This is a genomic window from Actinoallomurus sp. NPDC050550 (assembly GCF_040655075.1).
In the GTDB taxonomy this organism is placed as follows: domain Bacteria; phylum Actinomycetota; class Actinomycetes; order Streptosporangiales; family Streptosporangiaceae; genus Actinoallomurus.
The window spans coordinates 209,984-228,238 of record NZ_JBFAJC010000002.1; the positions used below are offsets into that span (position 1 = coordinate 209,984).

The window sequence follows — 18,255 nt, forward strand, 5'->3', positions numbered from 1 at the left end:
GGAGCAGCGGATGGGGACCTGGCCGGACGAAATCCGACGGGGGCCGGCGTAAGCCATTGAGCGGTGAGCCGCCGAGCAGGAGGGGTGGCGTCTTCCACGGGGCAGACGGCCACACCGGCCGCCTACATCATTCCTGATCTGTTCTCTCTCAGGGGCGACGGGCGACAGCGGGCGCGGTTTCAGCGCTGTCCGCGAGCAGTGGCGTCCTGAGGGGGTTTTTCATGCACGGCGACGATGAGCGCGAGGAGGGTTCGCGCGCGCAGGGCCATGTTCCGGTCATGCTCGACCGGATCCTGGCGCTGCTCGCTCCGGCCCTGTCGGTGCCCTCCGATGAGGACGCGATCTACGTCGACGCCACCCTCGGCCTCGCCGGACACGCCGCCGCCGTGCTCGCCGCGCACCCGCGGGCGCGCCTCATCGGGCTCGACCGCGACACGACGGCGCTGGAGCGGTCCCGGCAGCGGCTCGAGCCGTACGCCGGCCGGTTCGCGCTCGCGCACGCCGTCTACGACGAGTTGCCCCGCGTCCTGGACGAGCTCGGCGTCCGCCGGGTGCACGCCGTCCTGTTCGACCTCGGGGTCTCGTCCCCGCAACTGGACGAGGCCGAGCGCGGCTTCGCCTACTCCTACGACGCGCCGCTCGACATGCGGATGGACCGCACCCAGCGGCTCACCGCCGAAGAGGTGGTCAACACCTACTCGGTCGCCGACCTGACGCGCATCCTGCGCGACTACGGCGAGGAGCGGTTCGCGCGGCGCGTCGCCGAGGCGATCGTCCGTGAGCGGGGGCGCGCCCCGCTCACGTCGACGGCCCGCCTCGTCGACGTCGTCCGCGGTGCCATTCCCGCCGCCTCGCGTCGTACGGGAGGCCACCCGGGCAAGCGCACCTTCCAGGCACTGCGCATGGAGGTGAACGGCGAGCTCGCCGCGCTCGAGCGCGCGGTGCCCGCCGCGCTCGACGTCCTGGCCCTCGGCGGCCGCATCGCCGTCCTGTCCTACCACTCGCTGGAGGACCGGATCGTCAAGCGCGCGCTGGCCGCGCGCACGACCGACACCACCCCGCCGGACCTGCCGGTGCCGCTGCCGGAGCTGCAGCCCCGGTTCCGTCTCCTCACCCGGGGCGCGGAGCAGCCGTCCGACGAGGAGACCGAGACCAACCCCAGAGCCGCCTCGGCACGCCTGCGCGCCGCCGAGCGGATCCGGGAGGAGCGACGTCCGCGAGGCATCGGCGCGATGCCCCTCGGTGAAGAGCCGCCGAGCGGGCGGAGTGGAGCAGGAGGCATCGCATGACCATCACGACTCCACCGGAGACCCGGCGGCGCCGCCTCCGGCGCGAGGAGGCGTCCACGCGCGCCGCGAACGACACCGATATCCCGACGAAGGACCGGGCGGATCCGCCGCGCGAAAAGCGTTCCAGGGCGGCTCCAAAGAGCGCGTCGGGTGCCAAGGAAGCCCCAAAGGGCGCCCCCAAGGAGACGCAGGGCGGCAGGACGTCCAAGGGTTCCGGGACCGGCGGCCGCGCCGCCGCGCGGGGGACGGCCGACACCGGCGCGGCCAAGCGCGGCAGGCCGCGGACCGGCGGTGCCAAGGAGGCCTCGCGGTCGGCGGCCACCGGCACGGCCACCGCGCGCCGCCCCGCCTCGGCGAAGGCGGCCGGCGCCGCGGCCGGGAGGACCGGCGCATCGGCGGGCCGGAAGTCCGCGACGCCGGCGTCGGGCGCCACGGCGACGAAGGCCCGGACGGCGACCGGGACGCCGACGCGCCGGACCGCCGGGAGCGGCGCCGCGACCCGCCCGCGGGTGTCACGAGAGCCCGCGCCGCCGCGCGGCCGCGCGCCGTTCGTCCTGCTCATCGTGGGCCTGCTCGGTGGAGCCCTCGTCAGCCTCCTGCTGCTGAACACCGTCCTGGCACAGGACGCCTTCACGCTCAGCGAGCTGCAGCGCGACAACCGGCAGCTGGCCGAGCGCAAGCAGGCGCTCCAGGCCGACATTGCCCGGGAGAGCGATCCGGAGGTGCTGCACCGGAAGGCCCTCGGACTGAACATGAAGGACCCGCAGGGCCCGGCCTTCATCGACCCCCGCACGGGACGGCTGATCGAAGGCGGCGCCCGCCCTCAGGGCGTGTCCGATGCCGCGGTGGCCGCCGCGGCGGCCGGTGCCGTCACCGGCGCGCCCGGCGCGCTCGTGCCCCCGGCCGATCCCACGCCCCCGCGCCGGACCACCACGGCGCCGCGCCGGAACACCGGCACGGCTCCGCATTCGAAGACGGCGCCACGTACGACCGGAGGCGGCACGCGGTGACCTCGCGCCGCGGCCGCGGACCGGCCGCACCCTCACCGCCCGGAGGCCCGCGCCGCTCGAGCGGTCCCGGGCAGGCCGGTCGCGGCCAGGGCGGTCGCGGCCAGGCGTCATCGGCGCGTTCGGGCTCGCGGGGGGCCGCCGGTTCGGCGCAGTCCGCCCGGCGCGCCCGCGGCCGTCCGCCGGCGGCGCCGCGGCGGCGGCCCCGCGCGCTCTTGCGGCGCCGGATCACCCGCCGTGATCCGGTCAAGCGACTGAACGTCGGCCTGCTGCTCGTCGCGTTCGTGCTGTCGCTGTTCGCCGGGCGTCTCGTCCAGCTGCAGGGCATCGAGTCCAAGGGCTACGCCGAGGCGGCCGTGCGGCAGCGGCTGAACCGGATCGACCTGCCGGCGGTCCGCGGGTCCATCACCTTCACCGGCGGGCAGCCGCTGGCGATGACCGTCGACGCCCGGGTGATCTACGCCGACCCGTCGCTGATCCAGCAGTACGAGCAGAAGCACCGGACGAACATCCGGAACAAGATCGCCACGACGCTCGCGTCGATGTTCGGCCTGAACCCCGCGACGCTGCTGCAGAAGCTGACCCCCCGGACGAAGATGGACCACTACCGGGAGCTGATCCACCACGTGCCGCCCGACCGCGCCCGCATGGTGACCGCGATGGACTTCACGGGGATCGGCACGCTCCAGGAGTACCGCCGGGACTATCCGGGCGGCGATCTCGCCGCCAACGTCGTCGGCTTCGTCAACACCCAGAACGACGGTGCCGCGGGCCTGGAGTCCAGCATGAACAAGCTGCTCAAGGGGCGCAGCGGCTGGCAGAAGGTCGAGGTGAGCGAGAAGGGCCAGCGCATCCCCATGGGCGAGGACCAGCAGAGCAAGCCGATCCCCGGCAAGGGCCTGCGCCTCACCCTCGACCAGGACATCCAGTGGAAGGCCCAGGACGCGATCGCCCGCCAGGTCAAGGCGACCAAGGCGCAGAGCGGCACCGCCATCGTCATGGATCCGCGGACGGGGCAGGTCCTCGCCATGGCGACGGCGCCGACCTTCGACCCGTCCACATACTGGAAGTGGAAGCCCGACGACTGGGGCGACCGGGCGGTCGGCGAGGGGTTCGAGCCGGGCAGCACCAGCAAGGTGGTCACCGCGGCGGCGGCGCTGGAGGTCGGGCACGTGACGCCCGACACCGTGTTCTCCGTGCCCGACCACATCACGAGGCTCGACCGGACCTTCCACGACTCCGAGACGCATCCGGCCGAGAGCCTCACCTTCGGCGGCGTCCTCGCCAAGTCAAGCAACGTCGGCACCATCATGGCCAGCGAGAGGCTGACCGAGGCGCAGCTCTACCAGTACATGCGCGCCTTCGGGTACGCCCAGGAGACCGGCGTCGGCCTGCCGGGCGAGAACCCCGGCCTGCTCAAGCCGCCGAACCAGTGGTGGGGCACCGACCGCTACCCGATCGCGTTCGGGCAGGGCGTGTCGGTCAACGCGCTGCAGGTCGCCAGCGTCTACTCCACGATCGCCAACCACGGGGTCCGGGTGACCCCCAACGTGATCTCCGGCACGACGGACGACCACGGCAACATCACGCCCGCCGCCAAGCCGGTGCAGCGCCGGGTCATCAGCGCGACCACCGCCGCCGAGCTCACCAAGATGCTCGAAGGGGTCACCACCAAGGAGGGCACGGCGCCCGCCGCGCAGATCCCCGGCTACCGGGTCGCGGGCAAGACCGGCACCGCCCAGCGGATCAACCCGAGCTGTGGTTGCTACCAGGGCGGCGGCTACACCTCCACCTTCGTGGGCTTCGCTCCGGCGGAGAACCCACAGCTCGTCGTCGAGGTCGTGCTGCAGAAGCCGCAGAACGGCTACTACGGTGGTGAGGTGGCGGCTCCGGTGTTCAAGGACGTCATGAGCTTCGCCCTGCAGAGCCGGCGCATCCCGCCGAGCTCGGGCCGGGCCCAGAAGATCCGTATCTCCCCAGACCAGCGCTGACCGACGGTACCCTCTCCGCCGTGTCCAACAGACCCGATCCCGATCTCATGCGACCCAAGACAGTTCCCGCCCGCCCGCTGTCCGGGCTCGCCTCCCTCCTCGGCCTGAGCGAGGGGAGCGAGCCGCTGCGGGGAATGGTCACCGGTGTCACGCACGACTCCCGGAAGGTCCTGCCGGGCGACCTGTACGCCGCGCTTCCGGGCAGCCGCTTCCACGGCGCCGTGTTCGCGGCGCAGGCCGCAGAGGCGGGTGCCACCGGGATCCTCACCGACCGCGAGGGCCGGATCCGGGCCGAGAAGTCGGGGCTGCCAGTGCTCGTCGTGGACGACCCGCGCGCGGTGCTCGGCCGCGTGGCCTCCTGGGTGTACGGCGATCCGGTGCGCGACCTGACGCTGCTGGGCGTCACCGGTACAAGCGGCAAGTCGACCACGACGTTCCTGCTGGAGGCGGGGCTGCGGGCCGCAGGGCACGAGACGGGCCTGGTCGGCGGGATCGAGATCCGCGTCGGCGGCGAGGTGCTGCCGAGCGCGCTGACGACGCCGGAGGCGACCGACCTGCACGGCCTGTTCGCCCTGATGCGCGAGTGCGGCGTGACGGCGGCGGCCATGGAGGTCTCCAGCCACGCCCTGGACTTCGGCCGGGTGGGCGGTGCCTACTACGAGGTTTCGATCTTCACGAACCTCTCCCAGGACCACCTGGACTACCACCCGACGATGGAGGACTACTTCGCCGCCAAGGCGCTGCTGTTCACCCCGGAGTACTCCCGGATCGGCGTCGTGAACGTCGACGACTCCTGGGGCCGGCGGCTCACCCAGGTCGCGAAGATCCCGGTCACGACATTCTCCGCGGACGGCGACCCGGGCGCGGACTGGCGGGCGGAGGACGTGCGGCTGCGGCCGGACGGCAGCGACTTCCGGGTGGTCGGCCCCGGCGGGGTGGAGGCCGAGGCGAGCGTGCCGCTGCCCGGACCCTTCAACGTCGCCAACGCGCTCGGCGTGATCGTGGCGCTGGTCGAGTCGGGGATCTCCCTGCAGCTCGCGGTGCGGGGCGTCGCCGGCGTGGCCGGGGTCCCCGGCCGGCTGGAGCGCGTCGACGAGGGCCAGGACTTCGCCGCCCTCGTCGACTACGCCCACAAGCCCGGAGCCGTCCAGGCGGTCCTGGAGACCCTGCGGCCGCTCGCCGCCGACGACGGACGGCTGATCATCGTGCTCGGCTCCGGCGGTGACCGGGACACCGGAAAACGCCCCGTTATGGGACAACTCGCGGCACGCCTCGCCGACGTCGTCATCCTGACGAACGACAACCCGCGGTCTGAGGACCCCTGGGCCATCCTCAACGCTATGGTCGGGGGGATACTCACCGTGCCGGAGAACGACCGGGCCCACGTCGTCGTGGAGCCCGACCGGGCGGCGGCGATCGCCCTCGCGGCCGACCGGGCCCGGCACGGCGACGTCGTCGTCATCGCCGGCAAAGGTCATGAACAGGGGCAGTATGTCGGCGGTGCGGTCCTCCCGTTCGACGACCGCGAGGTCCTGCGCCGCGTCCTGCGCGAGCGCCGGGAGAGACGAGATGACCACTGAGCGCGCGCGGCGCGCCGACGACCGGCGGCCGCGGTACGCCTCGCTCGCGTATGCGACGCACGGTGGTATGCCCCCGCAATCGACCATTCGGACATCCGGCAAGGAGCAGACTTGATCCCACTCTCGCTCGCGAGGATCGCGGAGATCACCCGGGGGAGGATGGACGGTGCGTCCCCTGAGGAGGTCGTGAGCGGTCCGGTCGTCATCGACTCGCGCAAGGCCGAGCCCGGGGCGCTGTTCGTGGCGTTCCAGGGCGAGCACGCGGACGGGCACGACTTCGCCGCCCAGGCGGTCGAGGCGGGCGCGGCGGCCGTGCTCGCCGAGCGGCCCGTCGGCGTTCCCGCGATCGTCGTCGATGACGTCCTGACCGCCCTGAGCGCGCTCGCCCGCGCGGTGGTGGACCGGCTCCCCGGCACCACCGTGATCGGCGTCACAGGATCGGCGGGTAAGACCTCGACCAAGGACCTGATGGCGTGGCTCACCGGCCGGCTCGGCACGGCCGTCGCGCCGCCCGGGTCGTTCAACAACGAGATCGGCCACCCGCTCACCGTGCTGCGCGCCGACGAGAGCACGCGCTACCTCGTCCTGGAGATGGGCGCGCGGGGGATCGGGCACATCGCCCATCTCGCGCACGTCGCGCCCCCGGACATCGGCGTCGTCCTCAACGTCGGCAGCGCCCACATCGGGGAGTTCGGCAGCCGTGAGGTCGTCGCCGAGGCCAAGGGCGAGCTCGTCGAGGCGCTGTCGCCCGAGGGCGTGGCCGTCCTTAACGCCGACGATCCGCTCGTCCGGGCGATGGCCGCCCGCACCTCGGCGCGGATCATGCTGTTCGGGCGGGTGCCGGAGGCGGACGTGCGGGCCACGGCCGAGTCCCTCGACGACGCGGGCCGCCCGCGGTTCACCCTGGTCACCCCGAAGGGCTCGGCCGACGTCGCGCTGCGCCTGTACGGCGCGCACACGGTGAGCAACGCCCTCGCCGCGGCCGCCGTCGCGCACGAGCTCGGCATGCCGGTCGCGGACATCGCCGAGGCGCTGTCGGAGGCGACTCCGGCGAGCCGCTGGCGGATGGAGGTGACCGAGCGCCCCGACGGCGTCACCGTGATCAACGACGCATACAACGCCAACCCGGAGTCGGTACGGTCGGCGCTGGACACCCTCGTCCACATGGCCCGCGGTCGGCGCGCCTTCGCCGTGCTCGGCGAAATGGCGGAGCTGGGTGCGACCACGGTGAGTGAGCACGAGAGGATCGGTGTCCACGCGGCGCGGGGCGGCCTGGCGGGCCTGATCGCGGTCGGCGAGACCGCCGCGTCCGTGCTGGAAGGTGCTGGACAAGTGGGGTCATGGACGGGAGAAGGCGTGCGGGTCGAGGATGCCGACACGGCGGTGGCCGCGTTGGGCGAGAGACTGCGGCCGGGTGACGTCGTGCTGGTGAAGGGCTCGCGCGTCGCCGGGCTGGAGAAGGTCGCCCAGGCAGTGGTGGAGATGTCCGAAGGGGGGCATGAGGCGTGAGGACCATCCTGGTCGCGTCGGCCCTGTCCCTGATCCTCGGACTCCTCGGCACGCCCGTGTGGATCCGCGTGGTCCGCCGTCTCGGGTACGGCCAGATGATCCGCGAGGAGGGGCCCGAGGCGCACCTGAGCAAGCGGGGCACGCCCACGATGGGCGGCACCGTGTTCATCGTCGCCGCGCTCATCGGTTACTTCGTCGCCCACGCGGTCACGGCCACGCCGCCCACGGTGTCCGGCGTGCTCGTGCTGTTCCTGATGACCGGCCTCGGCATGGTCGGGTTCGTCGACGACTACATCAAGGTGTTCAAACAGCGCAGCCTGGGCCTGCGCAGCGGCGCCAAGATGATCGGCATCATCATCGTCGGCGTCGTGTTCGCGGTCCTGGCGCTGCGCTTCCCCAACGCGTACGGTGCCCCGCCGGCCATGCCGTACCTGTCGTTCCTGCGCGACTTCGGCCCCCCGATCGGCCCGTACCTGTTCGTGATCTGGGCACTGGTCATGATCGCGGGCACGTCCAACGCGGTGAACCTCACCGACGGCCTCGACGGTCTGGCCGGCGGCGCGGTCGGCACGATCCTCGGCGCGTACGTCCTGATCGGCAACTGGCAGCTGCGCAACAGCTGCTTCTACGTCGGGCTCGCGCCGAACTGCTACACCGTCCGCGACCCGCTCGACCTGGCCGTCGTCGCGTCTGCGGTGCTGGGCGCCCTCGTCGGCTTCCTGTGGTGGAACGCCCCGCCGGCCCGGATCTTCATGGGTGACACCGGCTCGCTCGGCCTCGGCGGCGTGATCGTCGGGCTGGCCGTGATGACCCGCACCGAGCTGCTGTTCATCATCCTCGGCGGGCTGCCGGTCCTCATCACACTGTCGGTGATCATCCAGGTCGGGTCGTTCAAGCTGACCAGGAAACGCGTCTTCAAGATGGCGCCGCTGCAGCACCACTTCGAGCTGTCCGGCTGGGCCGAGACGACGATCGTGGTGCGGTTCTGGCTGATCTCCCTGTTGTGCGTGGGGGCGGGCCTGTCGCTGTTCTACCTCGAATGGATGCCGAACTGATGACCGCCTGGAACGGCCTGCGGGTGTGCGTGGCGGGCGCCGGCCTGTCCGGCCGCGCCGCCGCCCGCGTCCTGGCCGCCCGCGGTGCCCACGTCACGCTCGTCGACGCCCGCGACGACGACGCCCTGCGCGCCGACGCCGCCCTGCCGGGCGTCACGACGCGCCTGGGCGACGGCGACACCCTGCCGCCGGAGACCGAGCTGGTCGTCACCTCGCCGGGCTGGCGTCCCACGGCCCCGCTGCTCGAGACCGCCGCCAAGGCCGGCGTCGAGGTCATCGGCGAGGTCGAGCTGGCCTGGCGGCTGCGCGGCCCGGACGCCCCGCCCTGGCTGGCCATCACCGGCACCGACGGCAAGACCACCGTCGTGCGCATGCTGGCGCAGATGCTCGAGGCCGCGGGCCACCGGACGATCGCGGTCGGCAACGTCGGCACCCCCATCGTCGAGATCGTCGCCGGCGCCGACGGCGCGGGCCCGGAGCCGTACGACGTGCTGGCCGTGGAGCTGTCCAGCTTCCAGCTGCACTGGTCGAGCTCGCTCCGCCCGCTCGCCGCGACCGTGCTCAACGTCGCGCCCGACCACATCGACTGGCACGGCTCCCTCGAGGAGTACGCCGCCGCCAAGGGCAGGATCTTCGGTCCCGGCACGCTCGCGGTGGTCAACGCCGACGACGAGTGGTCCGTACGCCTCGGGGAGCGCGCCGAGCGCTCCGTCGGCTTCACGCTCGGCGTGCCCAGTCCCGGCCGGCTCGGCGTCGTCGAGGACCTCCTCGTCGACCGGGCCTTCACCGCCGACCCCGTACGCGAGGCGGCGGAGCTGGCCGAGCTCTCCGACGTCCGGCCGTTCGCCCCGCACAACGTCGCCAACGCCCTCGCCGCCGCCGCGCTGGCCCGCGCGTACGGCGTGCCGCCCGAGGCGGTCGGCGACGGACTGCGGCGGTTCCGGCCCGACCCGCACCGCATCGAGCACATCGCGACCGTGGACGACGTCGACTACGTCAACGATTCCAAGGCGACCAACCCGCACGCGGCGGCGGCCTCCCTGGCGGCGTTCCGCTCCATCGTGTGGATCGCCGGCGGGCTCCTCAAGGGCGCCGACGTGGACGAGCTCGTGCTCTCGTGCGCCGAGCGGCTCCGAGGCGTCGTCCTCATGGGCGCCGAACGCGGACGGATCGCCGAGGCACTCGCGCGACACGCCCCGGATGTCCCGGTCGTGGACGTCGCCGACACCGACACTGGTGCCATGGATCGCATCGTGGCCGCGGCGGCCCGCCTGGCCCGGCCGGGAGACACCGTCCTGCTCGCGCCCGTCGGGGCGTCGTTCGACATGTTCACCGGCTATCCGGCGCGCGGCGAGGCGTTCGCCGCGGCCGTCCGCCGGCTCCCGGGCTGAGCGGCGCGGTGGGGTTCCGAGCAGAGTGAGCCGACCGTGGCCGGTGGCTCCGGGGGTGAGCCGCGGGCCGGGTTTCCGAGGGGCGTGATTTCGATCGTGAGCGGGGCCGACGACGGTTCGGGGAGCACTCGGGGCGAGCGGCGCGCCGGGTCTCTGAGGAGGGTGAGCCGATCGTGAGCGGGGCCGACGACGGTTCGGGGAGCACTCGGGATGAGCGGCGCGCCGGGTCTCTGAGGAGGGTGAGCCGACCGTGAGCGCGGTCTACGACGAGGAGGAGCCGCGGTCGGGGCCGCGCGCCTGGGCGTCCGGCGTGGCCGGCCTGTTCGACCGCCCGCTCACCTCCTACTACCTGGTGCTCGGCAGCTCCCTGCTGCTGCTCGCGCTCGGCATGGTCATGGTGCTGTCGGCGTCGAGCATCAAGCAGTACCAGGACACCGGGTCGGCCTTCAGCCTGTTCGAGAGGCAGGCGCTGTGGGTCGGCATCGGCCTGCCGCTGATGTGGATCGCCGCGCGGCTGCCTCCCAAGGTGTTCCGCACGATCGCCTACCCGCTGCTGCTGCTGTCGGCGCTGGCCCTCGCCGTGGCCCTCCTGCCCGGTCTCGGGCAGAGCGTCAACGGCGCGCAGCGCTGGATCAGCTTCGGTGGACCCTTCCAGCTGCAGCCGTCGGAGCCGGCCAAGCTGGCCCTGGTGCTGTGGGGCGCCGACCTGCTGGCCCGCAAGGAGAAGCTGCGGCAGCTCACCGACTGGCGGCAGCTGCTGATCCCCCTCCTGCCGGGCGCCGGCGTCCTCGTGCTGTTCGTCATGCTCGGCAGCGACCTCGGCACCACCGTGGTACTGCTGACGATCTTCCTGTCGCTGCTGTGGGTCGTGGGCGCGCCGGGCCGGCTGTTCGTCGGCATGGCCGGCGTGACCAGCGTCCTGGTCGCCATCCTCATCGTCGTCGAGCCGTACCGCATGACGCGGCTGACCGGCTTCCTCGACCAGTCCGGCAACCAGCTGACCATCAACTATCAGGGGATCCAGGGGCTCTACGCCATCGCCTCGGGCGGGCTGCTCGGCACCGGCCTCGGCGAGGGCCGGGCGAAGTGGAACTACCTGCCGCACCCGGAGACCGACTTCATCTTCGCCATCATCGGCGAGGAACTCGGCCTGATCGGCACTCTCATCGTCCTCGGGCTGTTCGGCCTGCTGGCGTACGCGGGGCTGCGGATCGCCCGCCGGGTCAAGGATCCCTTCATGCGGCTGGCCGCGGCCGGGGGGACCGCCTGGCTGATCGTCCAGGCCATCATCAACATCGGCGCGGTGATCGGCGTCCTGCCCATTACCGGCATTCCGCTGCCGCTGGTGTCGTACGGTGGGTCCGCCCTCATCCCGACGTTGTTCGTGCTGGGCATGCTGCTGTCGTTCGCGAAACGCGAGCCCGGTGCCCGGCAGGCCCTCGCCGCACGTGGTCCGGGACCGGCCGTAATGGCTCTAAGCTGGCTGGGCCTGGCAAAGCGCTGAGGGTGTCGAACCCGTGACGGAGCGAGAATGATCAGGAGCGCGAGCATGAGGGTTGTCCTGGCCGGTGGTGGCACAGCCGGACACATCGAACCCGCCCTGGCCCTTGCCGACGCGTTGCGCCGGGAGGACCCCGGCGTGCAGGTGACCTGCCTGGGCACCGAGCGGGGCCTGGAGACCCGTCTCGTGCCCCAACGGGGCTATGAGCTCGCCCTGATCCCCCCGGTGCCGCTGCCCCGCACCCTCACGCCCCGGCTGCTGACGGTGCCCGGCCGCCTCGCCGGCGCGATCAACGCGGCGGCCGCCATCCTCGACCGCACGCAGGCCGACATACTCGTCGGGTTCGGCGGCTACGTCGCGACCCCCGGCTATCTCGCCGCGCGGCGCCGGAAGATCCCCATCATCGTGCACGAGGCGAACCCGCGGCCGGGCCTGGCCAACCGCCTCGGCGCCCGCTTCACCGACCACGTCGCGGTCGCCGCGCCCGACACGCCGCTTTCGAACGCCGAGGTCGTCGGCATCCCGCTGCGCCGGGAGATCGCCACCCTCGACCGGCTCGGCATGGGTGACAAGGCGCGGGCCCACTTCGGCCTGCGCTCCGATCTGCCGACGCTGCTGGTCTTCGGCGGCTCCCAGGGCGCCCGCTCGCTCAACCGGGCGGTCGGGGAGGCCGTGCCGCAGCTGCGGGCGGCCGGCATCCAGATCCTGCACATCGTCGGCCCGAAGAACCTGGCCGAGCCGGAGTTCACGCCCGACGACCCCGCCTACATCATGCTGCCGTACTGCGACCGGATGGATCTCGCGTACGCCGCGGCCGACTTCGCCATGTGCCGGGCCGGCGCCATGACCTGCGGCGAGCTGACCGCCGTGGGCCTGCCCGCGGCGTACGTCCCGCTCCCGATCGGCAACGGCGAGCAGCGGCTCAACGCCGAGCCGATCGTCAAGGGCGGCGGGGGCCTGCTGATCGAGGACGGCGAGCTGACCGCCGACTGGATCCGCGCCAACGTGCTGCCCATCCTCGGCGAGCCCGAGCGGGTCGCCACGATGTCCGAGGCCGCCGCCCGCATGGGCCGGCGGGACGCCGACGTCGCCCTGGCCCGCATGGTCGCCCGCGTCGTCGCCCAAGGAACCCAGTCATGACTCTCGTCACGCCGGTGGAGATCATTTCCGCCGACCGTTTGGGCAAGGTCCACTTCGTCGGGCTCGGCGGCGCGGGCATGTCCGGGATCGCCCGGATCATGCTGGGCCGCGGCATCCCGGTCTCCGGCAGCGACGCCAGGGACTCCGAGCTGCTGACCGAGCTGCGCGAGCTCGGCGCGACGACGTACGTCGGGCACGCCGCCGAGCACGTCGGCGACGCCGCCACCGTGGTCGTCTCCACCGCCATCCGCGAGACGAACCCTGAGCTGGCCGCCGCACGCGAGCGCGGTCTGCGCGTCCTGCACCGCGCGGCGGCGCTCGCGTCGCTGATGGCGGACCGCCGCGCCGTGGCCGTGGCCGGCACCCACGGCAAGACCACGACCACGTCGATGCTGACCGTCGCCCTGCAGCACGCCGGGGCTGACCCGTCGTACTGCATCGGCGGCCAGCTCGTCACCACCGGTCTGGGAGCAGGGGAGGGCTCGGGTGACCTGTTCCTCGCGGAGGCGGACGAGAGCGACGGGTCGTTCCTCATGTTCACGCCGCACGCCGCGATCGTGACCAACGTCGAGGCCGACCACCTGGACAACTATGGCGGATTCGAGAAGGTCAAGGAGACCTTCGCCGACTTCGTCACGCGGATCGAGACGGGCGGTCTGCTCGTCGTGTGCGCCGACGACCCCGGGGCCCGCGCGCTGGGCGAGATCGGCGTCCGCCGCGGTCTCACCGTGCGGACGTACGGGGAGGCCGCCGACGCCGACTACCGCGTCGAGGGATTCACCCCCCGTGGGCTCGGCTCGCGGTTCACCGTGGCGGGGCGGGAGTTCGAGCTGGCGGTGCCGGGCCGCCACTATGCCCAGAACGCCGCGGCGGCGTACGCCGTGGCCGTCGAGCTGGGCGTCGACGCCGCCAAGGTCGCCGAGGGACTGGCCGGCTTCGGCGGGGCGCGGCGCCGGCTCGAGCCGAAGGGCGAGGTCGGGGGCGTCAAGGTCTTCGACAGCTACGCCCACCACCCGACCGAGCTCGCCGCCGACCTGCGCGCCACCCGCGACTACGTCGATGAGCTCGGTGGCGGGCGCATCGTCGCGGTCTTCCAGCCGCACCTGTTCAGCCGCACGCAGTTCTTCGCCACCGAGTTCGGCGCCGCGCTCGGGCTCGCCGACGAGGCCGTCGTCCTGGACGTCTACCCGGCCCGCGAGGACCCCATCCCCGGGGTGACGGGCGAGCTCGTGGCCAAGGCCGTCCCACACGGGCGCGTCACGTACGAGCCGGACGAAAGCGCGGTGGCCGGGCGTGTCGCGGCCATGGCGGCTCCTGGGGACGTCATCATCACCATGGGCGCCGGCGACGTGACCCGGCTCGGTCCGGAGATCCTGCGGCTGCTCGGCGCCTGAGCGACCGGTTCCGGCGGCGTCGCGTCGCGCCTTGCTCACCGGGCTCCCGGCCTCGGCGGCAGTGCGGGTGCCGGGCGGGCCCTCGGGGCGTTCCGCGCGGCGCGTCCGGCGTCGCCTGGAGCGAGTGAGGAGGCGCGGCCATGGACCCCGACGGCACGTCGCGGGGAGCGGGGGACCCCTTCTTGACGGACATGCCCGGCACGGGCACGTCAGTTACGGGCTCATCCGGCACCGACATATCCGGTTCGAGCGCGGAGGTGCCGGACGGGACGCCGTCCCGCCGGCGCACGAGCCGGTGGAAGGTCCTGTTCGTCGGGCTCTTCGTCGCGGCGGTGCTCGGCACGGCGACGTGGGTCCTGCTGGGATCCCGGCTGCTCGTCGTCCGGCGTATCGACGTCACGGGGGAGCGGCTCGTCCCGCGTGGCGAGGTGCTCGCCGCGGCGGGGGTGCGGGTGGGGGAGCCCATGGCCAGGCTCGACACCGACGTCGTCCGCGACCGGGTGGAGGCGGTTCAGGCGGTCGAGACCGCCCGCGTGGAGCGGCAGTGGCCGACCACCGTCCGGATCGTCGTACGCGAACGGACGCCGATCGTCGTCGCCCAGCGCGACAACCGGTTCCTCCAGATCGATCGGTACGGGGTGACGGTGCTCACGTCCGCGGCCCGCCCGCGGGGGCTGCCGGTGCTGGACGTGGCGAATCCCACGCAGAGCGATCCGGCGCTGCGCGCCGGCCTGTCCGTCGTCCGGGCCCTGCCTTCGTGGTTCGGGCGGCGGGTGGTCGGCGTGGAGGTCATGTCGCCGGAGGCGGTCACGCTGCGGCTGCAGGACGGGGTCACCGTGGTCTGGGGCGCCCCGGAGCGCGGCCCGGAGAAACTCCGGCTGTTGTACGGCCTGCTGAGCGAGTCGCCGCAGCGGGGGGTGACGACGATCGATGTCAGCTCTCCGGAGGTCGTCACCACGAAGTGACGGGGGTTGGAAGCGGCCGAGTAGCGAACGATCCTCTGGCGCGGGACACTTGTCTTCGCGCGACGGGTGGGAACGGCGCGCACCGGATCGGATGAAATGGGATGTCTGGGGTGTCGCGCGACACGCCGGTGTGCTCAGGGCCGGGTTAGTTGACCCTGCAGTGGGCCGCCCCTACTGTCCGTATCAGCCCTAGGTTGACATAACTCTAAGTCTCAACTTGAGGGTGAGGGTTCCGGCCCAACGATGTACGTGACTTCAGTAAGAAACACCGGAGCGGTGTCACGCCGGCCGGTTCGATAGAGCGAGCGGAAGGGCCCCTCGTCGTGGCAGCACCGCAGAATTACCTGGCGGTCATCAAGGTCGTCGGCATTGGCGGCGGCGGCGTCAACGCCGTCAACCGGATGATCGAAGAGGGGCTCAAGGGTGTCGAGTTCATCGCGATCAACACGGATGCCCAGGCGCTGCTGATGAGCGACGCCGACGTCAAGCTCGACGTCGGCCGCGAGCTCACCCGTGGCCTCGGCGCCGGCGCCAACCCCGATGTCGGGCGGAAGGCCGCCGAGGACCACCGCGAGGAGATCGAAGAGGTGCTCAAGGGCGCCGACATGGTCTTCGTCACCGCCGGCGAGGGCGGCGGCACCGGCACCGGAGGCGCTCCGGTGGTGGCCAACATCGCCCGCTCCCTGGGCGCCCTCACGATCGGCGTGGTGACCCGCCCCTTCAGCTTCGAGGGCAAGCGGCGCGCGATGCAGGCCGAGGCCGGCATCGAGACGCTTCGCGACGAGGTCGACACGCTGATCGTCATTCCGAACGACCGGCTGCTGTCGATCTCCGACCGCCAGGTCAGCGTGCTCGACGCGTTCAAGGCGGCCGACCAGGTGCTCCTCTCCGGTGTTCAGGGCATCACCGACCTGATCACCACGCCGGGTCTGATCAACCTCGACTTCGCCGACGTGAAGTCGGTCATGTCGGGCGCCGGCTCCGCGCTCATGGGCATCGGCTCCGCGCGCGGGGACGACCGCTCGGTCGCCGCCGCCGAGATGGCGATCTCCAGCCCGCTGCTGGAGGCCAGCATCGACGGCGCCCACGGCGTCCTCCTGTCGATCTCCGGTGGCTCCGACCTCGGGCTCTTCGAGATCAACGAGGCCGCGCAGCTCGTGTCCAACGCCGCGGCCCCCGACGCGAACATCATCTTCGGCGCGGTCATCGACGACGCCCTGGGCGACGAGGTCCGGGTGACCGTGATCGCCGCGGGCTTCGACGAGATCCGGCCGCAGAACGCCCCGGCGCCCCAGGCGGAGCCCAAGCGGATGTCGCCGCCGGCCCGCCCGGCCGTGGCACCCACGCACGTGACCCCGCCACGCCCGGTGACGCCACCGTCGCCACCACCACCAGCGCCGCCCCGCGTCGCCGCGGTCCCCGCGCCGACGCCCGCCCCGCTGCCGGCCTCGGCCCCGTCCGGCACGGCCGCTCCGCACCGGGAGTCCGGCCTGGGAGAGGCCAAGCCGGCCGAGGCGAAGCAGGACCAGCCGAAGGCGGACCCGTCCAAGGCGGAGGGATCCAAGCCCGAGCCGTCGGCCGACAAGTCGGCCGAGGGCCCGGCGGACACGACGTCGCGTGCGGCCTCCGCCGAGGCGGCGGCGCGCCCTAAGGTGCCGCGGCCGGCCACCGAGCCGACCGCGGCGCGCCTCGGCACCGACCCGGTCCGCCGCCGCCCCGTCGTCTTCGACGAGGACGACGACCTGGACGTCCCGGACTTCCTGAAGTAGTGATGCCGAGCCGCGAAGCCGAACTGGCCGCGAACCTCGCGGCGGTCCGCGAACGCGTCGCCAAGGCATGCGCCACCGTCGGCCGGTCGGCCGACGAGGTCACGCTCATCGCGGTGACAAAGACCTTCCCTGCCTCGGACGTGCGCCTGCTGGCCGGGCTCGGTATCACCGACGTCGCCGAGAACCGCGACCAGGAGGCCTCCGCCAAGGCGGACGAATGCCGCGGCTTGCCGTTGACCTGGCACTTCGTCGGTCAGGTGCAGACCAACAAGGCCCGCTCGGTGGTGTCCTACGCGGACGTCGTGCACTCGATCGACCGGGAGCGCCTCGTGACGGCGCTGTCGCGCGCGGCGGTCCGCGCCGACAGGTCGATCCGCTGTCTCGTCCAGGTGGCGCTCGACGACGCCGAGGGCCGGGGCGGGATCCGTCCCGACGGAGTCCCGGCGCTGGCCGACGCGCTCGCCTCGGCTCCCGGCCTCAGCCTCGGGGGCGTCATGGCGGTCGCGCCGTTGGGCGGAGACCCGGCGCGGGCGTTCGCCCGGCTGGCCGACGTCGCCGCCGCGGTGCAGAAGTCTCACCCCGAGGCGAACATGATTTCTGCCGGAATGAGCGGCGATATGGAAGAAGCGATCGCGTGTGGTGCGACACACGTCCGAGTCGGTACGGCGTTGCTCGGAGGACGACGGGCAATCGTCAGGTAATGTCCCCACCGTGGACCTTGGCGTCCGCGTTCAAACGTAACGATCGGCGAGCGGAAGCTTCCCGCAGGGATTCTCCTGTCGGCGGACGACGGAGGGGGCGTATGGCCAGCGCGATGCGCAAGATGGCGGTCTACCTCGGCCTCGTGGAGGACGACCGCTACGACGACGACTACGACGACTACGACGTCTACGACGACGAAGCCGTCGAGCGGCGTCGGGCTGAGCGCGGAACCGACGATTCCGCAGGCCAGCCCGCCGCAGTCCAGGCGCCCGCTGAGGAGGAGCCGAAGCCGTTCGGGCCGGAGCGGCGGCCCCCAGTTGGGGAGTCGGCCGTGTCCGACCTCGCTCGTATCACTACGCTTCACCCCAGGACCTACAACGAGGCCCGCACGATCGGAGAGCACTTCCGGGAGGGGACCCCGGTGATCATGAATCTCACCGAGATGGTCGACAGCGACGCGAAGCGTCTTGTCGACTTCGCCGCTGGTCTCATATTCGGCCTGCACGGAAGCATCGAGCGTGTTACGAACAAGGTGTTCCTGTTGTCCCCAGCCAACGTCGAGGTGACAGCCGAAGACAAGGCACGTATGGCAGAACGAGGGTTCTTCAATCAGAGCTGACAGTCACAAGCGAGAGTGTTCGTGAATCTTGGAAGTTACCTGAGCATCCCGCTGTACCTCTTCCTGCTCTTCCTCATCGGCAGGATGGTCTTCGAGACGCTCCAGGCGTTCGCCCGGTCGTGGAGGCCCAGAGGGGTGGTATTGGTGCTGGCGGAGGCCACATACACCGTCACCGACCCACCTCTCAAGCTCCTACGCCGTTTCATCCCCTCCGTCCGGCTGGGTAACGTTGCACTCGACCTGAGCTTCACGGTTCTCTTCTTCATGGTCTGGTTCTTGATCATAATTGTCCAGGCACTCTGATCGGGTACCGTCCGTTCGGGGACAGACTCCAAGCGCGCCA

General features: G+C 72.2%; 15 protein-coding genes. All 15 read left to right on the forward strand.

Features of this window, described 5'->3' with window-relative positions; translation table 11 throughout:
* Positions 1-221 precede the first annotated feature (221 nt).
* The 15 genes from rsmH to AB0I04_RS03395 all read left to right on the forward strand — a co-directional run bounded on the left by rsmH (position 222) and on the right by AB0I04_RS03395 (position 18,215).
* Entirely contained in the window at positions 222-1,289 is a 1,068-nt protein-coding gene (gene rsmH, locus AB0I04_RS03325) for a 16S rRNA (cytosine(1402)-N(4))-methyltransferase RsmH (RefSeq protein ID WP_360878181.1), read from the forward strand.
* Positions 1,286-2,299 (forward strand): hypothetical protein, encoded by a 1,014-nt coding sequence (locus AB0I04_RS03330; protein WP_360878183.1) that lies wholly within the window; start codon positions 1,286-1,288, stop codon positions 2,297-2,299. The genes rsmH and AB0I04_RS03330 overlap by 4 nt, the downstream gene beginning before the upstream one ends.
* Positions 2,300-2,511: 212 nt before the next feature.
* Complete coding sequence (locus tag AB0I04_RS03335; protein ID WP_360878186.1) at positions 2,512-4,287, forward strand: penicillin-binding protein 2; 1,776 nt, start codon at positions 2,512-2,514, stop codon at positions 4,285-4,287.
* Between the two features lie 47 nt (positions 4,288-4,334).
* The gene (locus AB0I04_RS03340; protein WP_360878808.1) at positions 4,335-5,867 is read left to right on the forward strand and encodes a UDP-N-acetylmuramoyl-L-alanyl-D-glutamate--2,6-diaminopimelate ligase; all 1,533 of its coding nucleotides are present in this window, start codon (positions 4,335-4,337) and stop codon (positions 5,865-5,867) included.
* Between the two features lie 111 nt (positions 5,868-5,978).
* Positions 5,979-7,376 (forward strand): UDP-N-acetylmuramoyl-tripeptide--D-alanyl-D-alanine ligase, encoded by a 1,398-nt coding sequence (murF, locus tag AB0I04_RS03345; protein WP_360878189.1) that lies wholly within the window; start codon positions 5,979-5,981, stop codon positions 7,374-7,376.
* On the forward strand, positions 7,373-8,431 hold the full coding sequence (gene mraY, locus AB0I04_RS03350) for a phospho-N-acetylmuramoyl-pentapeptide-transferase (protein WP_360878192.1): 1,059 nt from the start codon (positions 7,373-7,375) through the stop codon (positions 8,429-8,431). The genes murF and mraY overlap by 4 nt, the downstream gene beginning before the upstream one ends.
* Positions 8,416-9,822: a UDP-N-acetylmuramoyl-L-alanine--D-glutamate ligase gene (murD, locus tag AB0I04_RS03355; RefSeq protein ID WP_360878195.1), complete on the forward strand. Its 1,407-nt coding sequence runs from the start codon at positions 8,416-8,418 to the stop codon at positions 9,820-9,822. The genes mraY and murD overlap by 16 nt, the downstream gene beginning before the upstream one ends.
* A 250-nt stretch (positions 9,823-10,072) precedes the next feature.
* Positions 10,073-11,326 carry a putative lipid II flippase FtsW gene (gene ftsW, locus AB0I04_RS03360; RefSeq protein ID WP_360878198.1) on the forward strand — a complete coding sequence of 418 codons (1,254 nt, stop codon included), beginning with the start codon at positions 10,073-10,075 and terminating at the stop codon, positions 11,324-11,326.
* A gap of 45 nt (positions 11,327-11,371) precedes the next feature.
* Positions 11,372-12,463, forward strand: a complete 1,092-nt coding sequence (murG, locus tag AB0I04_RS03365; protein ID WP_360878201.1) for an undecaprenyldiphospho-muramoylpentapeptide beta-N-acetylglucosaminyltransferase — start codon at positions 11,372-11,374, stop codon at positions 12,461-12,463.
* Positions 12,460-13,857, forward strand: a complete 1,398-nt coding sequence (gene murC / locus AB0I04_RS03370; RefSeq protein WP_360878204.1) for a UDP-N-acetylmuramate--L-alanine ligase — start codon at positions 12,460-12,462, stop codon at positions 13,855-13,857. Before murG ends, murC begins: the two co-directional genes overlap by 4 nt.
* Positions 13,858-13,997: 140 nt before the next feature.
* Positions 13,998-14,822 (forward strand): FtsQ-type POTRA domain-containing protein, encoded by an 825-nt coding sequence (locus AB0I04_RS03375; protein WP_360878207.1) that lies wholly within the window; start codon positions 13,998-14,000, stop codon positions 14,820-14,822.
* Positions 14,823-15,145: 323 nt separating this feature from the next.
* Positions 15,146-16,591, forward strand: a complete 1,446-nt coding sequence (gene ftsZ, locus AB0I04_RS03380; protein ID WP_360878210.1) for a cell division protein FtsZ — start codon at positions 15,146-15,148, stop codon at positions 16,589-16,591.
* Positions 16,592-16,593: 2 nt separating this feature from the next.
* On the forward strand, positions 16,594-17,292 hold the full coding sequence (locus AB0I04_RS03385) for a YggS family pyridoxal phosphate-dependent enzyme (protein WP_360878213.1): 699 nt from the start codon (positions 16,594-16,596) through the stop codon (positions 17,290-17,292).
* A 101-nt stretch (positions 17,293-17,393) separates the two neighbouring features.
* Positions 17,394-17,912, forward strand: a complete 519-nt coding sequence (sepF, locus tag AB0I04_RS03390) for a cell division protein SepF (RefSeq protein ID WP_360878216.1) — start codon at positions 17,394-17,396, stop codon at positions 17,910-17,912.
* Positions 17,913-17,933: 21 nt separating this feature from the next.
* Positions 17,934-18,215, forward strand: coding sequence for a YggT family protein (locus tag AB0I04_RS03395; protein ID WP_360878811.1), 282 nt, complete (start codon positions 17,934-17,936; stop codon positions 18,213-18,215).
* Positions 18,216-18,255: the final 40 nt, after the last annotated feature.